General features: G+C 68.4%; 21 protein-coding genes and 1 tRNA gene. 13 read left to right on the forward strand and 9 right to left on the reverse strand.

The window, feature by feature from the left end; genetic code table 11:
- Nucleotides 1-2: 2 nt before the first annotated feature.
- Entirely contained in the window at nt 3-1,145 is a 1,143-nt protein-coding gene (locus tag K3U93_RS14790; protein ID WP_071511778.1) for a Nif3-like dinuclear metal center hexameric protein, read from the reverse strand.
- Nucleotides 1,142-2,173, reverse strand: a complete 1,032-nt coding sequence (gene cobC, locus K3U93_RS14795; protein ID WP_071511777.1) for an Rv2231c family histidinol phosphate aminotransferase CobC — start codon at nt 2,171-2,173, stop codon at nt 1,142-1,144. The genes K3U93_RS14790 and cobC overlap by 4 nt, the downstream gene beginning before the upstream one ends.
- A 92-nt stretch (nt 2,174-2,265) precedes the next feature.
- Here cobC and K3U93_RS14800 point away from each other — a divergent pair, with 92 nt between their 5' ends.
- From K3U93_RS14800 to K3U93_RS14815, 4 genes are read left to right on the forward strand one after another with little or no spacing between them, the layout of a single operon-like run.
- Nucleotides 2,266-2,466 carry a PIN domain-containing protein gene (locus K3U93_RS14800; RefSeq protein WP_071511776.1) on the forward strand — a complete coding sequence of 67 codons (201 nt, stop codon included), beginning with the start codon at nt 2,266-2,268 and terminating at the stop codon, nt 2,464-2,466.
- 51 nt (nt 2,467-2,517) lie between these two features.
- The gene (locus K3U93_RS14805) at nt 2,518-3,213 is read left to right on the forward strand and encodes an HAD-IA family hydrolase (RefSeq protein WP_420915355.1); all 696 of its coding nucleotides are present in this window, start codon (nt 2,518-2,520) and stop codon (nt 3,211-3,213) included.
- Nucleotides 3,206-3,697: a low molecular weight protein-tyrosine-phosphatase gene (locus tag K3U93_RS14810; protein WP_139797079.1), complete on the forward strand. Its 492-nt coding sequence runs from the start codon at nt 3,206-3,208 to the stop codon at nt 3,695-3,697. Before K3U93_RS14805 ends, K3U93_RS14810 begins: the two co-directional genes overlap by 8 nt.
- Nucleotides 3,697-4,506 carry an SURF1 family cytochrome oxidase biogenesis protein gene (locus K3U93_RS14815; protein WP_071511773.1) on the forward strand — a complete coding sequence of 270 codons (810 nt, stop codon included), beginning with the start codon at nt 3,697-3,699 and terminating at the stop codon, nt 4,504-4,506. The genes K3U93_RS14810 and K3U93_RS14815 overlap by 1 nt, the downstream gene beginning before the upstream one ends.
- Here the strand turns inward: K3U93_RS14815 and K3U93_RS14820 are convergent.
- Nucleotides 4,488-5,459, reverse strand: a complete 972-nt coding sequence (locus K3U93_RS14820) for a cobalamin biosynthesis protein (protein ID WP_083011311.1) — start codon at nt 5,457-5,459, stop codon at nt 4,488-4,490. The two genes, K3U93_RS14815 and K3U93_RS14820, sit on opposite strands and share 19 nt — an antisense overlap.
- Nucleotides 5,460-5,511: 52 nt before the next feature.
- Here K3U93_RS14820 and K3U93_RS14825 point away from each other — a divergent pair, with 52 nt between their 5' ends.
- Nucleotides 5,512-6,327, forward strand: coding sequence for an oxygenase MpaB family protein (locus tag K3U93_RS14825; protein WP_071511772.1), 816 nt, complete (start codon nt 5,512-5,514; stop codon nt 6,325-6,327).
- A gap of 83 nt (nt 6,328-6,410) precedes the next feature.
- On the opposite strand, the gene K3U93_RS14830 is transcribed toward K3U93_RS14825, so the two are convergent.
- The 5 genes from K3U93_RS14830 to K3U93_RS14850 all read right to left on the reverse strand — a co-directional run bounded on the left by K3U93_RS14830 (nt 6,411) and on the right by K3U93_RS14850 (nt 9,383).
- On the reverse strand, nt 6,411-7,541 hold the full coding sequence (locus K3U93_RS14830; protein ID WP_083011332.1) for an epoxide hydrolase family protein: 1,131 nt from the start codon (nt 7,539-7,541) through the stop codon (nt 6,411-6,413).
- Nucleotides 7,542-7,674: 133 nt separating this feature from the next.
- Nucleotides 7,675-7,746: transfer RNA gene (locus K3U93_RS14835), tRNA-Val, on the reverse strand.
- A gap of 66 nt (nt 7,747-7,812) precedes the next feature.
- Complete coding sequence (locus K3U93_RS14840) at nt 7,813-8,274, reverse strand: peroxiredoxin (protein ID WP_071512234.1); 462 nt, start codon at nt 8,272-8,274, stop codon at nt 7,813-7,815.
- A complete protein-coding gene (locus tag K3U93_RS14845; RefSeq protein ID WP_071512233.1) occupies nt 8,274-8,696 on the reverse strand; it encodes a DUF3052 domain-containing protein in 423 nt (140 codons plus the stop codon). Before K3U93_RS14845 ends, K3U93_RS14840 begins: the two co-directional genes overlap by 1 nt.
- A 105-nt stretch (nt 8,697-8,801) precedes the next feature.
- A complete protein-coding gene (locus K3U93_RS14850) occupies nt 8,802-9,383 on the reverse strand; it encodes an Rv2240c family protein (protein ID WP_071512232.1) in 582 nt (193 codons plus the stop codon).
- Nucleotides 9,384-9,536: 153 nt separating this feature from the next.
- Here K3U93_RS14850 and aceE point away from each other — a divergent pair, with 153 nt between their 5' ends.
- The 8 genes from aceE (at nt 9,537) to K3U93_RS14890 (ending at nt 20,391) form a co-directional block, all read left to right on the forward strand.
- Nucleotides 9,537-12,329 (forward strand): pyruvate dehydrogenase (acetyl-transferring), homodimeric type, encoded by a 2,793-nt coding sequence (gene aceE / locus K3U93_RS14855; RefSeq protein ID WP_083011309.1) that lies wholly within the window; start codon nt 9,537-9,539, stop codon nt 12,327-12,329.
- 183 nt (nt 12,330-12,512) lie between these two features.
- Nucleotides 12,513-13,835 carry a PucR family transcriptional regulator gene (locus tag K3U93_RS14860; protein WP_071512003.1) on the forward strand — a complete coding sequence of 441 codons (1,323 nt, stop codon included), beginning with the start codon at nt 12,513-12,515 and terminating at the stop codon, nt 13,833-13,835.
- Between the two features lie 140 nt (nt 13,836-13,975).
- Nucleotides 13,976-14,884, forward strand: coding sequence for an ACP S-malonyltransferase (locus K3U93_RS14865; RefSeq protein WP_083011307.1), 909 nt, complete (start codon nt 13,976-13,978; stop codon nt 14,882-14,884).
- Nucleotides 14,885-14,966: 82 nt separating this feature from the next.
- Entirely contained in the window at nt 14,967-15,314 is a 348-nt protein-coding gene (gene acpM, locus K3U93_RS14870) for a meromycolate extension acyl carrier protein AcpM (RefSeq protein ID WP_071512001.1), read from the forward strand.
- Nucleotides 15,311-16,561 carry a 3-oxoacyl-ACP synthase KasA gene (gene kasA / locus K3U93_RS14875; protein WP_071512000.1) on the forward strand — a complete coding sequence of 417 codons (1,251 nt, stop codon included), beginning with the start codon at nt 15,311-15,313 and terminating at the stop codon, nt 16,559-16,561. The genes acpM and kasA overlap by 4 nt, the downstream gene beginning before the upstream one ends.
- A gap of 64 nt (nt 16,562-16,625) precedes the next feature.
- Nucleotides 16,626-17,879: a 3-oxoacyl-ACP synthase KasB gene (gene kasB / locus K3U93_RS14880; RefSeq protein WP_071511999.1), complete on the forward strand. Its 1,254-nt coding sequence runs from the start codon at nt 16,626-16,628 to the stop codon at nt 17,877-17,879.
- 43 nt (nt 17,880-17,922) lie between these two features.
- Nucleotides 17,923-19,356 carry an acyl-CoA carboxylase subunit beta gene (locus K3U93_RS14885; RefSeq protein ID WP_083011306.1) on the forward strand — a complete coding sequence of 478 codons (1,434 nt, stop codon included), beginning with the start codon at nt 17,923-17,925 and terminating at the stop codon, nt 19,354-19,356.
- A 147-nt stretch (nt 19,357-19,503) separates the two neighbouring features.
- Entirely contained in the window at nt 19,504-20,391 is an 888-nt protein-coding gene (locus K3U93_RS14890; RefSeq protein WP_083011304.1) for a type IV toxin-antitoxin system AbiEi family antitoxin, read from the forward strand.
- A gap of 71 nt (nt 20,392-20,462) precedes the next feature.
- Here the strand turns inward: K3U93_RS14890 and K3U93_RS14895 are convergent, their stop codons facing one another.
- Nucleotides 20,463-22,031, reverse strand: a complete 1,569-nt coding sequence (locus K3U93_RS14895; protein ID WP_083011303.1) for an FAD-dependent monooxygenase — start codon at nt 22,029-22,031, stop codon at nt 20,463-20,465.

Here is a 22,031-nt window from a genome sequence, read left to right on the forward strand (position 1 = left end):
GGCTACCCTCTCCCCGCATCGTTGCCAAGGTGCCCGATATTCCACGGGTCGGTGCGGATGGTGCACACCCGCACGGACAGGGCCGCACCGAAATGGGACCGCAGTATGCCGGCGGCCTGGTCGCACCACGGGAATTCGCTTGCCCAGTGCGCCACGTCGATCAGCGCCACATTCGAAGCCCGGCGATGCTCGTCGGTCGGATGATGCCGCAGATCGGCCGTGACATACGCCTGCACGTCCGCGCCGGCCGCGGCGGCCAGCAGCGAGTCCCCCGCGCCGCCGCAGACGGCGACCCGCGACACCGGCAGGTCGGGGTCCCCCGCCGCGCGCACCCCCCAGGATGTCCGGGGCAACGCGGCGGCGACCCGAGAAACGAAGCCGCGCAACGGTTCCGGTCGCGGCAGCGCGCCGATGCGGCCCAGCCCGGCGTCACCGGGTGGCGGCACCAGCGCGAAGATGTCGAACGCGGGCTCTTCGTAGGGATGGGCGGCGCGCATCGCCGCCAGCACGGCCGCCCGAGCCCGGGCGGGTGCGACGACCTCAACCCGGTCTTCGGCCACCCGCTCGACGGTGCCGACGCTGCCCACCGCGGGCGACGCCCCCTCCTGCGGGAGGAACTGCCCGATGCCGCTGACGCTCCAGCTGCAGTGCGAATAGTCGCCGATGTGGCCCGCGCCGGCCGCAAACACGGCCTCCCGCACCGCTTCCGCGTTCTCGCGCGGCACATAGACGACCCACTTGTCGAGGTCGGCGTCGGTCGCCAGCGGCTCGAGCACGGCTTCGACGGTGAGGCCGAGAACGTGGGCGAGCGCGTCGGACACCCCCGGTGATGCCGAGTCGGCGTTGGTGTGCGCGGTGAACAGTGACCGCCCGGAGCGGATCAGGCGGTGCACGAGCGCGCCCTTCGGCGTGCTCGCCGCCACCGTGTCGACCCCGCGTAACAGCAGGGGATGGTGGGCCAGCAGCAGTCCGGCCGCCGGAACCTCGTCGACCACCGCGGGTGTCGCGTCGACCGCAACGGTCACCGACTCCAGCACGTCGTCGGGGTCGCCGCAGACCAGCCCCACCGAATCCCATGATTGGGCCAGCCGCGGCGGGTAGGCCTCGTCCAGCACCTCGATGACGTCGGCCAGCCGCGCGCTCACCGGCGCACCTCCGCGATGGCCCGAACCAGCAGCGGCCAGTCCTGGCGCACGGCCGCCCGCAGATACCGCTCGTCCAGGCCGACGAACGTATCACACCGGCGAACGGCAATACCACTGCGCCGCAAGCTATTTCGTATCCGTGCCGCATCGGGCATGCGAAACAGCACGAACGGGGCCCGGCCGTCGACCACGTCGGCGCCCACCGACGCCAGGCCGGCCACCATCTCGGCGCGCAACGCCGCCAACCGCACGGCGTCGGCCGCCGCGTTGGCGACGGCTTCAACGGAGCAACACGCGGTGATTGCCGCCAGCTGCAGCGTCCCCACGGGCCAGTGCGCGCGCTGTGCGGTCAACCGCGCCAACGCTTCTGGCGAGCCCAGGGCGTAACCCACCCGCAATCCCGCCAGCGCCCACGTCTTGGTCAGGCTGCGCAGCACCACCACATCGGGCAGTGAGTCACCGGCCAGCGACTCCGGCTCGCCGGGAACCGCATCGGCGAACGCCTCGTCGACCACCAGAATCCGCCCGGGCCGGCGCAGCGCGAGCAGCCGCTCGCGGGAGTGCAGCACCGCGGTGGGATTGGTCGGATTGCCCACCACGACAAGGTCGGCGTCCTCGGGCACGCGCACACCGTCCAGCCTGAACGGCGGCTCGAGCACGACATGGTGCACGGGCACCCCGGCCGCGCTCAGCGCCGCGGCCGGCTCGGTGAACGACGGCGCGACGATCGCCGCCCGCGCCGGACGCAGGTTGGCCAGCAACGCGAACCCTTCCGCCGCCCCGGCCAGCGGCACCACCTCGTCGCAGGCCCGGCCGTGCCGCTCGGCGACCGCGTCCTGCGCCCGGCGCACGTCTTCGACGCTCGGGTAGCGCGCCAGGTCCGGCAGGCGGTCGGCCAGCCGCCGCGTCAGCCATTCCGGCGGCCGGGCGTGGCGGACGTTGACGGCGAAATCCAGCATCCCGGGCGCGACGGCCTGATCGCCGTGATAGCGGGCCGCCGCAGGCGGGCTCGGGTCCAGAGTCGCCATCCGAGAAACACTAGTGGGCCGTCACGGGAGCGTGGCACGCCGATGCCTCTCGCCCGCCTTGTCGTCGGTGCCCAACGATCGCGGGGACCACGTTGCGACTCGACGCTCTGAGCGGCGCCGAGCGCCTCGTCGTGCACCGGGTTGGCGAGGACCGCAAGCACGATGAGCGGGTGTACTCCTTTGTCGACGCGACGAGCTTTCGCGTCATGCGCGACCGGCGCCTACGCGAGGCTTTGGCCTTCGACCAGGACTTCGCGGTGGCCGGATTCGTGGAGGCCCAGGCCAGCCGGTAGACCGTATGCCTTGCGGCTTGCCCAAGCGTGCCGTCAGGGACAATGGGAATCGTGACAGACACGATCTCAGCCGGGGTCGATTCTCCGTGCGGCCCTGGCGCCACTAAGGCCCAGCTGGTGATCTTCGACCTCGACGGCACACTCACCGACTCGGCGGAGGGGATCGTGGCCAGCTTCCGCCATGCGCTCGGCCACGTCGGCGCCGCGGTGCCCGACGGCGACCTGGCCGCGCGGATCGTCGGCCCGCCCATGCACGAGACCTTCCGTTCTATGGATCTCGGCGAAGAGGCGATCGCGGCCTACCGGGCCGACTACACCACCCGGGGCTGGGCGATGAACAGCCTGTTCGACGGCGTCGAGCCGCTGCTGGCCGACCTGCGGGCCGCCGGCGTCCGACTGGCCGTGGCCACCTCCAAGGCGGAACCCACCGCCCGGCGCATCCTCGCCCACTTCGGGCTCGACCGGCATTTCGAGGTGATCGCGGGCGCCACCACCGACGGCACCCGCAGCTCCAAGGCCGACGTGCTGGCCCACGCACTGGAACAGCTGGCGCCGCTGCCCGAGCGCGTGCTCATGGTCGGCGACCGCAGCCACGACGTGCACGGCGCGGCCGCGCACGGCATCGACACCGTGGTGGTCGGCTGGGGTTACGGGCACGACGACTTCGGTGACCTTGCCGACGGGGGCGGCACCGGCGTGACGCATGCCGCGACCGTCGACGAGCTGCGGAGGGCGCTCGGTGTCTGAACCGCTGCACGTCACCTTCGTCTGCACCGGCAACATCTGCCGTTCGCCGATGGCCGAGAAGATGTTCGCTCACCAGCTGCGGCGCCGCGGTCTGGGTGACGCGGTACGGGTGACCAGCGCGGGCACCGGCGACTGGCATGTCGGCAATTGCGCCGACGACCGGGCGACCCGGGTCCTGCGTGCCCACGGCTACCCCACCGACCACTGCGCCGCACAGCTCGACGAGGATCACCTGGCCGCCGACCTGGTGGTGGCATTGGGCCGCAATCATGTTCGGATGTTGCGGCAGCTGGGCGTCGACGACGGCCGGATACGGATGCTGCGCTCGTTCGACCCGCGCTCGGGTGCCTATGCCCCCGACGTCGACGATCCCTATTACGGCGGCGCGCACGACTTCGAGAAGGTTTTCGCCGTCATCGAGGCCGCCCTACCCGGCCTACATGGCTGGGTCGACGAGCAGCTGGCACGAAACGGCGGGACTTGATGCGGCGTTTGGCTTTTCTACTGCGGCCGGGCTGGATAGCGCTGGCCCTGGTGATCATCGCCTTCACCTACCTGTGCTTCATGGTGCTCGCGCCCTGGCAACTAGGAAAGAACACCAGGACGTCGCGGGAGAACCACCAGATCGAGTATTCCCTCAACACCCCGCCGGTTCCACTGAAAACCCTGCTGCCACAACAGGACTCGTCGGCCCCCAACGCGCAGTGGCGCCGGGTGACGGCCACCGGGCATTACCTGCCGGACGTTCAGGTGCTGGCCCGGTTGCGGGTGGTCGACGGCGACCCGGCGTTCGAGGTACTGGCACCGTTCGTCGTCGACGACGGGCCCACCGTTCTGGTGGACCGCGGCTATGTGCGGCCCGAGCAGGGGTCGCATATCCCCCCGATCGCCCGCCCGCCGTCACAGACGGTGACCATCACGGCACGGCTGCGCGACTCCGAGCCCACCGCTCCAGGCAAAGAGCCATTTTTCAGAGATAGCGTGCAGCAGGTGTATTCGATCAACGCCGGGCAGGTCGCGGCGTTGACCAAGGTCCCGCTGGCCGGGTCGTATTTGCAATTGGTCGACAACCAGCCCGGCGGACTCGGCGTGATCGGCATCCCCCACCTGGACGCCGGACCGTTTCTCTCCTACGGCATCCAGTGGATTTCGTTCGGCATTCTCGCGCCGATCGGGCTGGGCTACTTCATTTATTCCGAGATCCGCGCCCGCCGCCGGGACAAGCAACACGCCCCCGAAACGCCGATGACCGTCGAGCAGAAGCTCGCCGACCGCTACGGCCGCCGGCGGTAGCGGGACGCGTTGATTCTGCGCTGACCACGGGGGTTACTCGCACTTTTGCCTGGTAGACGCAGAGTCATCCCACACACAAGCGCGGCCGCCGCCTGCACCGCCCGCGACAGCACCACCGCGCGGCGCAGGTCGGCCACCGTGGGTTCTCGGCCGTCGCCGAGGGTGGGCCGGATCTGCAGCTCATGGTGGTACTGGGTGGGCCCGCCGAGTTGGACACCCAGTGCCCCGGCAAAGGCCGCCTCGATTACACCGGCGTTGGGGCTGGGATGCCGGGTAGCGTCCCTCCGCCAGGCCCGCACCGCACCCGACGGCGATCCCCCGACGATGGGTGCGCATACCACCACCAACCCCGCGGTCACCCGGGCCGGGACGTAGTTGGCCAAATCATCCAATCGCGCTGCGGCCCAACCGAATCGGATGTAACGCGGAGAGCGGTAACCGACCATCGAATCCAGCGTGTTGATGCCGCGGTAGGCCAGCACCGCGGGCACGCCACCCACCGCCCACAGCAGGGGCGCCACCTGGGCATCGGAGGTGTTCTCGGCGACCGATTCCAGCGCCGCGCGCGTCAGGGCGGCCCCATCCAGCCCCGTCGGATCGCGCCCGCACAGCGACGGCAACAGCCGTCGCGCGGCCTCGATGTCGCCGCCCTCCAGCAGCCGCGACATTTCCAACCCGGTGCGCGCCAACGACGTCCCGCCCAGGCATATCCAAGTGGCCGCGATGGACCAGGGCCGGCCCCTCCTTGCGACGGCAATACCCAGCACCGTCACCGCACCGACCAGCAGGCCCACGTGCACGGCACCCGCGATCTTGCTGTCGCGGTAGGTGGCGCGCTCCAACGTCGCGGCCGCCCGGCCGAACAGCGCGACCGGGTGACCCCGTTGCGGGTCGCCCAGAGCGAGGTCGGCCAGATAGCCGGCCAGCACGCCGAGCCGTGTGGTCGCAAACACCCCGGCAGCGTCTCACACGTGGTCTACTCGATTCCATGGGGCGAGATTCGCTATGAAGCGGCCCGCGACCCGGGTCGCCGACCTGCTGAACCCGGCGGCCGTGTTGTTGCCCGCCGCGAACGTGATCATGCAGCTGTCCCTGCCCGGTGTCGGCTACGGCGTGCTGGAAAGTCCCGTGGACAGCGGCAATGTCTACAAGCATCCGTTCAAGCGGGCCCGCACCACCGGGACCTACCTGGCGGTCGCGACCATCGGGACCGAGGCCGACCGGGCCTTGATCCGCGGCGCCGTCGATGTCGCCCACCGGCAGGTTCGGTCGACGCCGTCGAGCCCGGTGTCCTACAACGCGTTTGACCCCAAATTGCAGCTGTGGGTGGCCGCCTGCCTGTACCGCTATTTCGTTGACCAGCACGAGTTCCTGCACGGCCGACTGGACGATGCCGCCGCCGACGCCGTCTACCGCGACGCCAAACGGTTAGGCACCACGTTGCAGGTGCCCGAGCGCATGTGGCCGCCGGACCGGGTGGCGTTCGACGAGTACTGGAAGCGCTCCCTCGACGAGCTGCGCATCGACCCGCCGGTGCGCGAGCATCTACTCGGCGTCGCGTCGATGGCGTTTCTGCCGTGGCCGTTGCGGGCGCTGGCGGGGCCGTTCAACCTGTTCGCGACGACGGGATTCCTGGCCCCCGAGTTCCGGGCGATGATGCGGCTGGACTGGTCGCGGGGCCAGCAGCGCCGGTTCGAGAGGCTGCTGACCGCCCTGCGGCTGGCCGACCGGCTGATCCCGCACCGAGCCTGGATCTTCGGCTATCGGCTTTACCTGTGGGACATGCGATCCCGCGCGCGACGGGGCCGCCGCATCGTCTAGGGCCAAAGGCCGCGAGCGTGCGCAAAATGCCGCGTCGAGCGGCGTGTCGCTGTACAGACACGCACGCTCGGCGTCTCGGGTGTTTACCGCACCGTCGCAAAGAACGCGCGGACGTCCTCGACGAACAGCTCCGGTTGTTCGAACGCGGCGAAGTGTCCGCCGCGCGGCATGTCCGTCCAGTGGGTGATGTTGTAGATCGGCTCGCACCAGCTCCGCGGCGCCTTTAGCAGCTCCTTGGGGAAAGCGGCGACGCCCGTGGGCAATTCAACCCGGCCGTCCTGCCCCCAGACCTTGAAGCTCTCCCAGTACAGGCGGGCCGAGGACGCGGCCGTGGCGGTCACCCAGTACACCATCACGTTGTCCAGAAGCTCGTCGCGGCTGAACGCGTTCTCGGGGTGGCCATCGCAATCCGCCCAGGCCCCGAACTTTTCGACGATCCAGGCAAGTTGCCCTACCGGCGAATCGACCAGCCCGTAGCCCAGGGTTTGCGGTCGGGTGGACTGCTGCTTGGAATAGCCGGTGCCCCACTTCCGGTGATCGGCCAACGCGGCAAGGGCGCGTTGCTCTTCCGCGGTGGGGTTCTTGAGGGTTTCGGGCGTGGGCCGCCCGATCGGCATGTTCAGGTGGATGGCCGCGCAGTGGCCCCCAGAAAGGCCACCGTTGCGGCCCATCTGTGTCGTCACGGCCGCGCCCCAGTCGCCGCCCTGCGCGCCGTAGCGGTCGTAGCCGAGGCGCAGCATGAGCGTCTCCCAGGCGTCGGCGATGCTGCCCACCCCCCACCCGGTGCGAGTGGGCTTTCCGGAGAAGCCGTACCCGGGAAGTGACGGGCAGACGACGTGGAAGGCGTCCTCGGGGCGGCCCGACGCCGGATTGGTCAGCGGCTCAATCACTTTGTGAAACTCCACAATTGAGCCCGGCCAGCCGTGAGTGATCACCAGCGGGAAGGCGTTGTCGTGGGGCGAACGTTGGTGGATGAAATGAATGTCCAGGCCGTCGATTTCGGTGACGAACTGGTCAAAGCGGTTGAGCGCGGCCTCGCGGGACCGCCAGTCGTATGTGTTGGCCCAGTAGTCGGCCAACTCGCGGGTGTAAGCCAGCGGGATGCCCTGGCTCCAGTCGTCCACGCATTCGGCTTCGGGCCACCGGGTGCGCGCCAGCCGCGATCGCAGGTCGTCCAGAACGTCGTCCGGGACGTCGACGCGAAACGGCCTCACGGATTGCTCTCCCACGCCCTGACCTTGCCATAACTCCCGTCCGGCGCGAACGTAACGCCACCGCGAAAATCGGCGAGCGAATTCGCAGTGGCGTTACGCTCGCAAGCGGAGATGCCCCCGGCCGCCAGCCGAGTGGGCGCGGACGGTATCGAACCGCCGACCGCTGGTGTGTAAAACCAGAGCTCTACCACTGAGCTACGCGCCCTGAAGCCCGGGGGAAACCCGGGGGTCCGCCGCAGGCTACACGCCCGAAGCCGAGCACCCAAAACATTCAGGCCCGCAAAGCCGCCAGCGCGTCGGTCCAAAGCCGCTGATCGCGGGCCTCGCCGGGCTGCTTCACCTCGGCGAACCGGACGATCCCGGACCGGTCGACGACGAAGGTGCCGCGGTTGGAGTAACCGGCGTCGGAATTGAACACGCCGTAGGCCTGGCTGACCTCGCCGTGCGGCCAGAAATCCGACAGCACCGGGAACGTGAACCCGCTCTCGAGGGCCCAGATCTTGTGCGTCGGCGGCGGGCCCACCGAGATCGCCAACACCACACTGTCGTCGTTTTCGAAATCGGGCAGGTGATCGCGCAGCCGATCCAGCTCGCCCTGGCAGATCCCGGTGAATGCCAGCGGGAAGAACACCAGCAGGACATTCTTGGCACCGCGATAGGCGCTCAGGGTGACACGCTGTTGATTCTGGTCGCGCAAGGTGAAGTCCGGGGCGGTGGCGCCGACGGGCAGCATCAACGCTTCCCGGTCCGCGACTTGGGCTGCACCAACTGGCTGGCGCTCCAGTCGCCGAGGTTGACCGACGAGGTGGGCATCAATCCCGCGGTGGGGGCCGCCTCGGCGATCTCGGCGGGCAGGACGTGACCGGGCTTGCCGGTCTTGGGCGTCAGCACCCAGATGACGCCATCTTCGGCCAGCGGGCCGATCGCGTCCATCAAGGTGTCCACCAGGTCGCCGTCCCCGTCGCGCCACCACAGCAGCACGACGTCGACCACCTCGTCGCTGTCCTCGTCGAGCAACTCACCGCCGCACGCTTCCTCGACCGCAGCGCGGATGTCGTCGTCGGTGTCTTCGTCCCAGCCCCATTCCTGGACGACTTGGTCTCGTTGGATGCCCAGTTTGCGAGCGTAGCTCGGGGCGTGATCCGCCGCGACCACCGTGGAGCCTCCTTAAACCATCCGCGGAACCATCCGCGCGCCGTGCGATGAGAATTATCGTCGCACAGCCAGAACGCGGTCCATACCCGTGCCTCATGACGCGCCTCAGAAGGCCGCCAGGCAGAGTTTCAGTGCCTTCGTCTTGGTGTCGTTGAGCTGATCGACCCGCTTGTTGAACTCCGATGTCGACGCGTGCGTGCCGATCGCGTTGGCCACGCCGCGCGCCGCTTCGATGTAGGCGTTGAACGCGTCCCGCAGCTGCTGGGACAGCGCATCGCTGAAGCTGTCGGACACCGTGGTGGCGCTGTTGTTCAGCGCCTCGATCGCGGGGCCTTCGGCCGGGCCGGTGCTGCGGCCGTTGTTGTACGCCGCGACAAAGGCATTGACCTTGTCGATCGCGTCCTTGGCGGTGGTGGCCAGCGAGTCGCAGGAGGTGCGCACCGCCCTGGTCGTCAGCGATTGTTGCCGCTGGGACTCCCGGATCCTTGACGTCGCCGACGAGGCCGACACCGACGCCGACACCGACTGCCGGTAGGCCGGGGCGACCTTGGTGTCCGGTGTTGCCGTGCCACCGGTGACGGTGGTACACCCGACGATTCCCATCAGCGTCGCCGCGACGCAGCCGATCGCCAGGGCACCTCGCCTTGGGGACGCACCCGCGAGGACGGCACGCCATCCAATGAGCACGGTTGGTGACGTTACCGGGTGACGATTCCACCACCCCAGCGCGCACCACCGTTGATCGGCGACCGGACGGCGGCTACCCGCCCCGAACGCCGGTGCGGCACGATAGGGAGGCATAACGCAAGCGGATATCCCGCCAACTACAGGAGTAGTGAGTTGACTACCGAGTTCGCGCGCCACGATCTGGCCAAAACCCCAAGCAGCGCAAGCGAACCCGACCGCGTTCGGGTGATCCGCGAAGGTGTGGCGTCCTATCTGCCCGACATCGACCCCGAGGAGACGTCGGAGTGGCTGGAGTCCTTCGACGAGCTGCTGGAGCGCTCGGGGCCGGCGCGGGCGCGGTATCTGATGCTGCGGCTGCTGGAACGGGCGGGTGAGCAGCGGGTGGCCATCCCCGCGCTGACCTCGACCGACTACGTCAACACCATCCCGACCGAGCTGGAACCGTGGTTCCCCGGCGACGAGGACGTCGAACGCCGCTACCGGGCGTGGATCAGGTGGAACGCCGCCATCATGGTGCACCGCGCCCAGCGCCCGGGAATCGGCGTGGGCGGCCATATTTCGACCTATGCCTCGTCCGCGGCGCTCTACGAGGTCGGCTTCAACCACTTCTTCCGCGGCAAATCGCATCCCGGCGGCGGGGACCAGGTGTTCATCCAGGGTCACGCTTCCCCGGGGATTTACGCCCGCGCCTTCTTAGAGGGCCGACTCAGCGCGGACCAGCTCGACGGCTTCCGCCAGGAGCACAGCCATCCCGGCGGCGGGTTGCCGTCCTATCCGCACCCGCGGCTGATGCCCGACTTCTGGGAATTCCCGACGGTATCGATGGGCCTGGGCCCCATGAACGCCATCTACCAGGCCCGGTTCAACCACTACTTGCACGACCGGGGCATCAAGGACACCTCCGACCAGCACGTGTGGTGCTTTTTGGGCGACGGCGAGATGGACGAACCCGAAAGCCGGGGATTGCTGCACGTGGGGGCGCTCGAGGGCCTGGACAACCTGACCTTCGTCATCAACTGCAACCTGCAGCGCCTCGACGGCCCGGTGCGCGGTAACGGCAAGATCATCCAGGAGCTGGAGTCGTTCTTCCGGGGTGCCGGCTGGAACGTCATCAAGGTGGTCTGGGGCCGCGAGTGGGACGCGCTGCTGCACGCCGACAAGGACGGCGCGCTGGTGAACCTGATGAACTCGACACCTGATGGTGATTACCAGACCTATAAGGCCAACGACGGCGCCTACGTCCGCGAACACTTCTTCGGCCGCGACCCGCGCACCAAGGCGCTCGTGGAGCACATGACGGATTCCGAGATCTGGAACCTCAAGCGCGGCGGTCACGACTACCGCAAGGTCTACGCGGCCTACCGCGCCGCCATCGACCACAAGGGACAGCCGACGGTGATCCTGGCCAAGACCATCAAGGGCTACTCGCTGGGCGCGCACTTCCAAGGCCGCAACGCCACCCATCAGATGAAAAAGCTTGCGCTGGAAGACCTCAAGGCCTTCCGCGACTCGATGCGGATTCCGATCAGCGACGCCCAGCTGGACGAGAATCCCTACCTCCCGCCCTACTATCACCCCGGACCCGACGCTCCGGAGATCCGGTACATGCTCGACCGTCGCCGCACCCTGGGCGGCTTCCTGCCCGAGCGCCGGACGAAGGCCAAGGCGCTGCGGCTTCCCGGCCGCGAGATCTACGCCGCGCTGAAGAAGGGATCGGGAAACCAGGAGGTCGCCACCACCATGGCGACGGTGCGCACCTTCAAGGAAGTGTTGCGCGACAAGGAAGTTGGGCCGCGCATCGTCCCGATCATTCCCGACGAGGCACGCACCTTCGGGATGGACTCGTGGTTCCCGTCGCTGAAGATCTACAACCGCCTCGGCCAGCTGTACACCGCCGTCGACGCCGACCTGATGCTGGCCTACAAGGAAAGCGAAGCCGGGCACATCCTGCACGAGGGCATCAACGAGGCCGGGTCGGTGGGGTCGTTCATCGCGGCCGGCACGTCGTACGCGACGCACAACGAGCCGATGATCCCGATCTACATCTTCTATTCCATGTTCGGGTTCCAGCGCACCGGCGACGGCCTGTGGGCCGCCGCCGACCAGATGACGCGCGGCTTCCTGCTCGGCGCGACCGCCGGGCGCACCACGCTGACCGGCGAGGGCCTGCAGCACGCCGACGGCCACTCGCTGTTGCTCGCCGCCACCAATCCGGCGGTGGTGGCCTACGATCCGGCGTTCGCGTACGAGATCGCCTACATCGTGGAGAGCGGGCTGGCCCGCATGTTCGGGGAGAACCCGGAGGACGTCTACTTCTACATCACCGTCTACAACGAGCCGTACGTGCAGCCACCCGAGCCGGCCAACTTCGATCCCGAGGGCGTGCTGCGCGGCATCTACCGCTACCACGCCGCCACCGAGCAGCGGGCCAGCAAGGCGCAGATCCTCGCCTCGGGGGTGGCCATGCCCGCGGCGCTGAAGGCGGCGGGGATGCTGGCCGCCGAGTGGGATGTCGCCGCCGACGTCTGGTCGGTGACCAGTTGGGGCGAGCTGAACCGCGACGGCGTGTCCGTCGAGAGGGCCAGGCTGCGGCATCCGGACCGGCCGGCCGGCACCCCCTACCTGACTCGGGCCCTCGCGGATGCGGCCGGGCCGGTGATCGCCGTGTCGGACTGGATGCGCGCCGTCCCCGAGCAGATCCGGCCATGGGTGCCGGGCACCTTCGTCACGCTGGGCACCGACGGGTTCGGCTTTTCCGACACCCGGCCCGCCGCGCGGCGCTTCTTCAACACCGACGCCGAGTCGCAGGTGGTCGCGGTGCTGGAGGCGCTGGCCCGCGACGGCGAAATCGATCCGTCGGTACCGGTCGCGGCCGCCCGTCAGTACCGGATCGACGACGTGCAGGCCGCGCCGGAGCAGACGTCCGATCCCGGCCCCGGGGCCTAACCCTGGCCTAGCCCCGCGGCCGGCCGCCCTCGCCCACCCTCGCCTGCCATCGCCCACCCTCGCCCGCCCTCGCCCGCCGAGCGTCACTCCAGCGTGACGGTCGGGCCGCCCGCCCCTTGGTGAGCCGCTACGACGCGCCCCGCTTTGGGGGAAAGTTCCAGAAATCTGGCGTAAGTTTTAGGGGTGAATGACAACCCCTTCGCCGGCCCGTTTGCCAAGCCGAGGTCGCCCCTCGAGCTGCTGGATACCGTGCCCGAATCCCTGCTCCGGCGGTTGAAGCAGTATTCCGGCCGGCTGTCCACCGAGGCGGTCTCTGCCATGCAGGAGCGGCTGCCGTTCTTCGCCGACCTGGAGGCCTCCCAGCGCGCCAGCGTGGCCCTGGTGGTGCAGACGGCGGTGGTGAACTTCGTCGAGTGGATGCACGATCCGCACAACAACGTCAACTACACGGCGCGAGCGTTCGAGCTGGTGCCCCAGGACCTGACCCGGCGGATCGCGCTGCGCCACAGCGTGGACATGGTGCGGGTCACCATGGAGTTCTTCGAGGAGGTCGTGCCGCTGCTGGCCCGCTCCGAGGAACAGTTGACCGCGCTGACGGTCGGCATTCTGAAGTACAGCCGCGACCTTGCGTTCAGTTTCGCCTCCGCCTACGCCGACGCGGCCGAAGCCCGTGGCACCTGGGACAGCCGAATGGAGGCCAGCGTCGTCGACGCGGTGGTGCGCGGCGACACCGGCCCCGAGCTGTTGTCCCGCGCGGCCGCGCTGAACTGGGACACCACCGCGCCGGCGACGGTTGTCGTCGGGACGCCGGCCCCCGGCCGCGACAACACGAACGGCGAGGGCGCCAGCGAGCGAGCCAGCCAAATCGTCCGCGACACCGCCGCTCATCACGGGCGCGCGGCCCTCACCGACGTGCACGGCACCTGGCTGGTGGCAATCGTGTCCGGCCAGTTGTCGCCGACCGACAAGTTCCTGGGCGACCTGTTGACCGCGTTCTCCGACGGCCCGGTGGTCATCGGACCCACCGCGCCCATGCTGACCGCGGCCTATCACAGCGCCAGCGAGGCGATCTCGGGGATGAACGCGGTCGCCGGCTGGGGCGGTGCGCCGCGGCCCGTGCTGGCCCGGGAGCTGTTGCCTGAGCGCGCCCTGATGGGGGATGCGTCGGCGATCGTGGCGTTACACACCGATGTGATGGGGCCGCTGGCCGATGCCGGGCCGACGCTGATCGAGACGCTCGACGCGTACTTGGATTGCGGCGGCGCCATCGAGGCCTGTGCCAGAAAGTTGTTCGTTCATCCAAACACCGTGCGATACCGGCTCAAGCGCATCACCGACTTCACCGGGCGCGATCCCACCCAGCCGCGCGACGCATACGTCCTGCGGGTGGCGTCGACGGTCGGCCAGCTCAACTACCCCGCACATCCGTCCAGCGTCGACAACAGCACCGTCGCTCCGGTTCCCCTGCCGGTCAGAGGCGGTGTCACGGCCCCGTCCGGGCGATAGTGACCCAGGCAACAGATCGCGGCACGGTATCAAAAACGTAGCTTACGAAGCGGTTTTGTAAGGTATATACAAAAACCTAAGACGAGGTTCATAATCTGTTACACCCGCCAAAACCCTTTCCACAGTGTTCTCTTAGACACGTGATTGCATTGCTTGCGCCCGGACAGGGTTCGCAGACCGAGGGGATGCTGTCGCCCTGGCTGGAGCTGCCAGGCACCGCCGACCAGCTGACCCTGTGGTCGAAGGCCAGCGGCCTGGACCTCGTGCGGCTCGGGACCACCGCGTCGACCGAGGAGATCACCGACACGGCGGTCACCCAGCCGCTGGTCGTGGCCGCCACGCTGCTCGCCCACCAGGAGCTGACCAAGCGCGGCCTGCTTGCCGGCGAGGAATTGATCGTGGCGGGGCACTCGGTCGGCGAAATCGCGGCCTACGCGATCGCCGGCGTGCTGGCCGCCGACGACGCCGTCGCGCTGGCCGCCACCCGCGGCGCCGAGATGGCCAAGGCCTGCGCCGTCGAGCCAACCGGCATGTCCGCGGTGCTCGGTGGTGAGGAGGCCGAGGTGCTGAGCCGCCTCGAGCAACTCGGGCTCTTCCCCGCGAACCGCAACGGTGCCGGTCAGATCGTCGCCGCGGGCCCGCTCGCCGCATTGGAGAAGCTCGCCGAAGACCCACCGGCGAAGGCCCGGGTGCGCGCGCTCGGTGTGGCCGGAGCGTTCCACACCAAGTACATGGCCCCGGCTTTGGACGGCTACGCCGCGGCGGCGGCCGCCGTCATGACCGCCGAGCCCACCGCCACGCTGCTGTCGAACCACGACGGTAAGCCGGTGGCTTCCGCGGCCGCGGCGATGGACACGCTCGTCGCTCAGCTGACCCAGCCGGTGCGCTGGGACCTGTGCACCGCGACGCTGCGCGAGCACCATCTCACGGCGATCGTGGAGTTCCCTCCCGCGGGCACTCTCACCGGTATCGCCAAGCGCGAACTTCGGGGAGTTACGGCCCGTGCCGTCAAGTCACCCGCAGATCTGGACGAGTTGGCGAACCTCTAAACTGCCCGCTTTCGCCAGAACAATAACAACTGCAAACGTCAACCCGATTTGCACACAACACATTACGAAGGGAAATAAGGCTGTGGCCGTCACTCAGGAAGAAATCATCGCCGGTATCGCCGAGATCATCGAAGAGGTCACCGGCATCGAGCCGTCCGAGGTCACCCCGGAGAAGTCGTTCGTCGACGACCTGGACATCGACTCGCTGTCGATGGTCGAGATCGCCGTGCAAACCGAGGACAAGTACGGCGTCAAGATCCCCGACGAGGACCTCGCCGGTCTGCGCACCGTCGGTGACGTCGTCGCCTACATCCAGAAGCTCGAGGAAGAGGACCCCGAGGCCGCCGCTGCGCTGCGCGCCAAGCTCGAGGCGGAGAACCCCGACGCCGTTGCCAACGTCAAGGCAAGGCTGGAAGCGGAAAGCAAGTGACCAAACCTTCCACTGCTAATGGCGGTTACCCCAGCGTCGTGGTAACCGCCGTCGCGGCGACGACGTCGATCGCGCCAGACATCGAGAGCACGTGGAAGGGTTTGTTGTCCGGCGAGAGCGGCATCCGCGTGCTCGAAGACGAGTTCGTCACCAAGTGGGACCTGCCCGTCAAGATCGGTGGACACCTCAAGGAGCCGATCGACAACCACATGGGCCGGCTGGACCTGCGGCGCATGTCGTACGTCCAGCGCTTGGCCAAATTCCTGAGCGGCCAGCTGTGGGAGGCGGCGGGCAGCCCCGAGGTCGATCCGGACCGCTTCTCGGTCGTGGTCGGCACGGGCCTGGGTGGCGCCGAGCGGATCGTGGAGAGCTATGACCTGATGAACGAGGGCGGCCCCCGCAAGGTGTCGCCGCTCGCCGTTCAGATGATCATGCCCAACGGTGCCGCCGCGACCGTCGGGCTGCAGCTGGGGGCGCGCGCCGGAGTGATGACCCCGGTGTCGGCCTGCTCGTCGGGCTCGGAGGCCATCGCCCACGCATGGCGCCAGATCGTCATGGGTGATGCGGACGTCGCCGTCGCAGGCGGTGTCGAGGGCCCGATCGAGGCGCTGCCCATCGCGGCGTTCTCGATGATGCGGGCCATGTCGACCCGCAACGACGAGCCCGAGCGCGCCTCACGTCCGTTCGACAAGGACCGCGACGGCTTCGTGTTCGGCGAGGCCGGGGCGCTCATGCTGATCGAGACCGAGGAGCACGCCCGGGCCCGCGGCGCCAGGCCGCTGGCCCGGCTGCTCGGTGCCGGCATCACCTCGGACGCCTTCCACATGGTGGCGCCCGCGGCGGATGGCATGCGTGCCGGCAGGGCGATGACGCGGTCGCTGGAGCTGGCGGGCCTATCCCCCAAGGATGTCGACCACGTCAACGCGCACGGCACGGCGACGCCGATCGGCGACACCGCCGAGGCCAACGCCATTCGGGTCGCCGGTTGCGAGCGGGCCGCGGTGTACGCGCCGAAGTCGGCGCTGGGCCACTCCATCGGCGCGGTCGGCGCGCTGGAATCTGTCCTCACGGTATTGACCCTTCGGGACGGCGTCATACCGCCCACGCTGAACTACGAGACCCCCGATCCCGAGATCGACCTTGATGTTGTCGCGGGCGAACCTCGCTACGGCGATTTCCGTTACGCGATCAACAACTCGTTCGGATTCGGCGGCCACAACGTGGCGCTCGCGTTCGGGCGTTACTAAAGCTGGATGGTGGTGACCCGGCTCGCGATCACCACTAAGCACGGAAGGAACCTTTGCAAGACCCATGACAGAGCTGGTTACCGGGAAAGCTTTCCCGAATGTGGTCGTCACCGGTATCGCCATGACGACCGCCCTAGCATCCGACGTGGAGACCACCTGGAAGTTGTTGCTGGACAGCCAAAGCGGTATCCGCGTCCTCGAGGACCCGTTTGTCGAGGAGTTCGACCTGCCGGTCCGCATCGGTGGGCATCTCGTGGAGGAGTTCGACAGCCAGCTGACGCGCGTCGAGCTGCGCCGGACGGGCTACCTGCAAAGGATGTCCACCGTCTTGGGCCGCCGGGTGTGGGAGAACGCCGGCTCGCCCGAGGTCGACACCAACCGGCTGATGGTGTCCATCGGCACCGGTCTGGGTTCGTCGGAGGAAATGGTCTTCAGCTACGACGACATGCGCGCCCGCGGCACCAAGGCGGTCTCTCCCTTGGGCGTGCAGAAGTACATGCCCAACGGTGCGGCCGCGGCGGTCGGGCTGGAACGGCACGCCAAGGCCGGGGTGATGACACCGGTGTCGGCGTGCGCTTCCGGTTGCGAGGCGATCGCCCGGGCTTGGCAACAGATCGTGCTGGGTGAGGCCGACATGGCCATTTGCGGCGGTGTGGAGACCAAGATCGAGGCGGTGCCGATCGCGGCGTTCTCCGCGATGCGCATCGTGATGTCGACCAACAACGACGATCCCGCCGGCGCTTGTCGCCCCTTCGACCGGGACCGGGACGGTTTCGTGTTCGGCGAGGCCGGTGCGCTCATGGTGATCGAGACCGAGGAGCACGCGAAGGCTCGCGGCGCCAACATCCTGGCCCGGATCATGGGGGCCAGCATTACCTCGGATGGCTTCCACATGGTGGCGCCGGACCCCAACGGCGAACGCGCCGGGCATGCGATGAGCCGCGCGATCCAGCTCGCGGGCTTGGCTCCGGGCGACATCGACCACGTCAACGCCCATGCCACCGGCACGCAGGTCGGTGACTTGGCCGAAGGCAAAGCCATCAACAATGCCCTCGGCAGCAATAAGCCGGCCGTGTATGCGCCCAAGTCCGCCCTCGGCCACTCGGTGGGTGCGGTCGGCGCGGTGGAGTCGATCCTGACCGTGCTCGCGTTGCGGGACCAAGTGGTTCCGCCGACACTGAACCTCGTAAACCTCGATCCGGAGATCGACTTGGACGTGGTGGCGGGCAAGCCGCGGCCGGGCAAATACCGGTACGCGATCAACAACTCGTTCGGATTCGGCGGGCACAACGTCGCACTCGCCTTCGGGCGGTACTGACCCCGTTTCATACTCGGAGCACACGCGGAACAGGAGACCTGCGATGACACTTATGGCCCCCGAGGCGGTTGGCGAGTCGCTCGACCCCCGCGACCCCTTGCTGCGTCTGAGCAATTTCTTCGACGACGGAAGCGTGGAGCTCCTGCACGAGCGTGACCGCTCGGGCGTGCTTTCCGCCGCCGGGACGGTGAATGGCATGCGCACCATCGCCTTCTGCACGGACGGCACCGTGATGGGTGGCGCGATGGGCACCGAGGGTTGCGCGCACATCGTCAACGCCTACGACACCGCCATCGAGGAGCAGAGCCCGATCGTGGGGATCTGGCACTCGGGCGGGGCCCGGCTGGCCGAAGGCGTGCGCGCGCTGCACGCGGTCGGGACGGTGTTCGAGGCCATGATCCGCGCGTCGGGCTACATCCCGCAGATCTCGGTGGTCGTCGGTTTCGCGGCCGGCGGCGCCGCCTACGGTCCGGCGCTCACCGACGTCATCGTGATGGCGCCGGAGAGCCGCGTGTTCGTCACCGGTCCCGACGTGGTGCGCAGCGTCACCGGCGAGGACGTCGACATGGCGTCGCTGGGTGGCCCGGAGACCCACCACAAGAAATCCGGGGTGTGCCACATCGTCGCCGACGACGAGCTCGACGCCTACGAGCGCGGCCGCCGGCTGGTCGGATTGTTCTGCCAGCAAGGCCATTTCGACCGCAGCAAGGCCGAGGCCGGTGACACCGACATCCACGCGCTGCTGCCCGAATCGGCCCGGCGAGCCTATGACGTCCATCCGATCGTGACCGCGATCCTGGACACGAATGATGACGGCACGCCGTCCTTCGACGAGTTCCAGGCCAATTGGGCGCCGTCGATGGTGGTCGGGCTGGGCCGGCTGTCCGGCCGCGCCGTCGGCGTGCTGGCCAACAACCCGTTGCGCCTCGGCGGCTGCCTGAACTCCGAAAGCGCCGAGAAGGCAGCGCGTTTCGTGCGCCTGTGCGACGCGTTCGGGATCCCGCTGATCGTGGTCGTCGACGTCCCCGGCTATCTGCCGGGCGTCGACCAGGAGTGGGGCGGCGTGGTGCGCCGCGGCGCCAAGCTGCTGCACGCGTTCGGTGAGTGCACCGTTCCGCGCGTCACACTGGTCACCCGAAAGACCTACGGCGGGGCCTACATCGCGATGAACTCCCGCTCGCTGAACGCGACCAAAGTGTTCGCCTGGCCGGACGCCGAGGTCGCGGTGATGGGTGCCAAGGCCGCCGTCGGCATCCTGCACAAGAAGAAGCTGGCCGCCGCGCCGGACCACGAACGCGAAGCCCTGCACGATGAGTTGGCCGCCGAGCACGAGCGGATCGCCGGCGGTGTGGACAGCGCCATCGAGATCGGTGTGGTCGACGAGAAGATCGACCCGGCACACACGCGCAGCAAGCTCACCGAGGCGCTGGCCCAGGCGCCGGCGCGCCGCGGCCGCCACAAGAACATCCCGCTCTAGTCACCTTTCACCCGCGAGCCCCCTTCACCCGCGAGCAGACGCGGAATCGCACTGCGCGGGGCCCGCGCGTGCGATTCTGTGTCTGCTCGCGCGCGTTATCCCCAGGGGTGACTGGTCGATACCGAATAGCCCCCGCATGCTTCCGCGATGCACACCGATGCTCTTGCGGTCCTGGAGAAGGCCGGCGGTTTCGCCACAACCACACAACTGCTGACGGTCATGACTCGTCAACAGCTCGACGTTCAAGTCAAGAACGGCAAACTGATTCGCGTGTGGTATGGCGTCTACGCGGCCGAGCAACCAAATCTGTTGGGCCGCCTGGCCGCGCTCGACATCTTCATGGGCCGACCGGCCGTCGCCTGCATGGGCACAGCCGCCTCGTTATACGGCTTCGATACCGAAAACACCGCTGCCACCCACGTGCTCGATCCCGGTGTGCGAATGCGCCCCACGACCGGACTGATGGTTCACCAACGCACCGGCGCCCCGCTGCGACGGACGGCGGGGCGCCTGGCGACCACGCCGGCATGGACCGCCGTGGAGGTCGCACGGCAGTTGCGGCGCCCGCGAGCACTGGCAACGCTCGACGCCGCATTGCATTCCCTGCGGTGCACCCGGACCGAAATCGAAAGCGCCGTCGCCGAACAGCGAGGGCGTCGGGGCATTGTGGCGGTGCGCGAACTCCTCCCCTTTGCCGATGGACGCGCGGAATCGGCCATGGAAAGCGAGGCCCGGCTCGTGATGATCGACCACGGCCTACCGCTTCCGGAGCTCCAATATCCAATCCGCGACCATGACGGCGAGCTGTGGCGCGTCGACTTCGCTTGGCCGGAAGTGCATTTGGCGGCTGAATATGAAAGCATCGATTGGCACGCGGGGCCGAAGGAGATGCTCCGCGACAAAAGACGGTGGGGCAAAATCCAGGAGATCGGCTGGACGATCATTCCCATCGTCGTCCACGACGTAAGGCGCGAACCCGATCGCCTCGCCCTACGAATCGCCACCCATCTAGAGCGTCCGCGTCTGGCTGGCTAACGCTGGCGAGCAGACGCAGAATCGCACGCGCGGGCCCCGCGCCGTGCGATTCTGTGTCTGCTCGCGGCAGGCTAGCGGCCCAGGACCTGCGAGAGTGCCCGGCGCAGTTGGCCTTCCGGATCGGCGGGCAGTGCGTCCACACGCCATGCCACGAAGGCGTCAGGGCGGACCAAAAGCGCGCCGGAAGGCGCGAGCCCAGTGGCAGCGACCCAGGCGTCGTCGATGCGCTGCATGATGATCGGGATGCCCAGGGCCGACGCCGAATCCACCGCGGCGCGCCATCGCTCGTCCCCCGTCAGCACGGTGAACCCGGGGCCGAGCAGGTCGAGCGTCGACACCCCCTCCCGCACCCACACGTGCGGCACCCGGGTGCCGGACTGCCCCCGCAACTCGTCCACCAACGACACGGCGTCCGTGTCCGCGGCCGGGGCCGCATCGGAAACGACTGCCGCCGAGCGGTATTGGTAGCCGATGAGCAGGGCGAACATCGGCTCCTCTTCGTCCGGCGGCAGTTGCGGTCGGTTGTCGTCCAGCCTGAGGAGCACCAGCGGCGGCCCACTCAGCGACTGGCGGGCGTTGAACCGCCCGACGGGGTGCCGCTCGGCGTGGTAGGTGTTCAGCAGCGCGGGCCGGGCCCGGCCGTTCACCACGGCGGCGAGCTTCCAGGCCAGGTTGTCCGCGCTCTGGATGGCCGTGTTCGCCCCGCCGGCCTTGAACGGCGGCATGGTGTGGGCGGCGTCGCCGACGAGAAATACTCGCCCGCATTGGAATTGGTCGGCCACCCGCTCGTAGGGTTGCCACGAGGCGACTTCGATGATCTGCACGTCGATCGGCTCACCGATGGCTCGGGTCAGCAGCTCGGCGCAGTACTCCGGGGTGAACTGCTCCGCCGTTTCGCCCTCGCCCGGCAGGTACGTGGTGATGAACATGCCCAGGTCGTCCTCGACGACCAGGAAGATCCCGTCCACGTCGGCGTTTTTGACCTGCACGCCATCCCCGTCGCCCAGGTTCGGGACAAACTTCCGCCACGGCGCCTTGAAGTAGGCGAAGACGACAAAGATCGGCAGCGCGCCGTATCCCGACGTGGTGACGCCGAGCCGGTCCCGGATCGGGCTGTGCACACCGTCGGCGGCGACGAGGTAGTCGGCGCGCACGCTTTCGGTCGCGCTCGAATCCCGTTCGCGCACAAACACCGTCACGCCGTCGTCGTCCTGCTCGAACGACAACACCTCAGTTCCGTAGCGAACCTCGCTACCCTGCCGACGCGTCTCGGCCAACAGCATCGGCTCCAGCCTGCTTTGCGGGCAATACTGTGCGGGCGGCTCGGGGCTCAGCCCGGCGTAGGGCGCGAATATGGCGTCGACGTCCATGGCCGGCGCCTCGTCCGCGCTGTTCAGCGTCGGCTTGACGACCATGCCGGACACGCCTTCGGCAACCTTGCGGACCTCGTCGCTCAGGCCCAGAGAGCGCAGGATCTCCAGGCTGCGGAAGCTCAGGTTGCGGGCTTTCGGGTAGATGAAGACCTCGCGCCGCTTCTCGACCAGCAGCGACCGAACGCCGTACTTGGCCAGCAGAACCGACGTGGCCAGCCCGCCCACACCGGCGCCGACGATGAGAACGGGGACACGCGTGACGTTCAT

It is taken from the genome of Mycobacterium malmoense, assembly GCF_019645855.1.
In the GTDB taxonomy this organism is placed as follows: Bacteria; Actinomycetota; Actinomycetes; order Mycobacteriales; family Mycobacteriaceae; genus Mycobacterium; species Mycobacterium malmoense.

What these genes read in the sequence shown, in the direction of transcription:
- cobC (WP_071511777.1), bottom strand. Translation starts at nt 2,173, where the DNA reads ATGGCGACTCTGGACCCGAGCCCGCCTGCGGCGGCCCGCTATCACGGC.
- K3U93_RS14815 (WP_071511773.1), top strand. Translation starts at nt 3,697, where the DNA reads ATGCGGCGTTTGGCTTTTCTACTGCGGCCGGGCTGGATAGCGCTGGCC.
- K3U93_RS14825 (WP_071511772.1), top strand. Translation starts at nt 5,512, where the DNA reads ATGAAGCGGCCCGCGACCCGGGTCGCCGACCTGCTGAACCCGGCGGCC.
- K3U93_RS14840 (WP_071512234.1), bottom strand. Translation starts at nt 8,274, where the DNA reads ATGCTGCCCGTCGGCGCCACCGCCCCGGACTTCACCTTGCGCGACCAG.
- kasB (WP_071511999.1), top strand. Translation starts at nt 16,626, where the DNA reads ATGACAGAGCTGGTTACCGGGAAAGCTTTCCCGAATGTGGTCGTCACC.
- K3U93_RS14885 (WP_083011306.1), top strand. Translation starts at nt 17,923, where the DNA reads ATGACACTTATGGCCCCCGAGGCGGTTGGCGAGTCGCTCGACCCCCGC.
- K3U93_RS14890 (WP_083011304.1), top strand. Translation starts at nt 19,504, where the DNA reads ATGCACACCGATGCTCTTGCGGTCCTGGAGAAGGCCGGCGGTTTCGCC.
- K3U93_RS14895 (WP_083011303.1), bottom strand. Translation starts at nt 22,031, where the DNA reads ATGAACGTCACGCGTGTCCCCGTTCTCATCGTCGGCGCCGGTGTGGGC.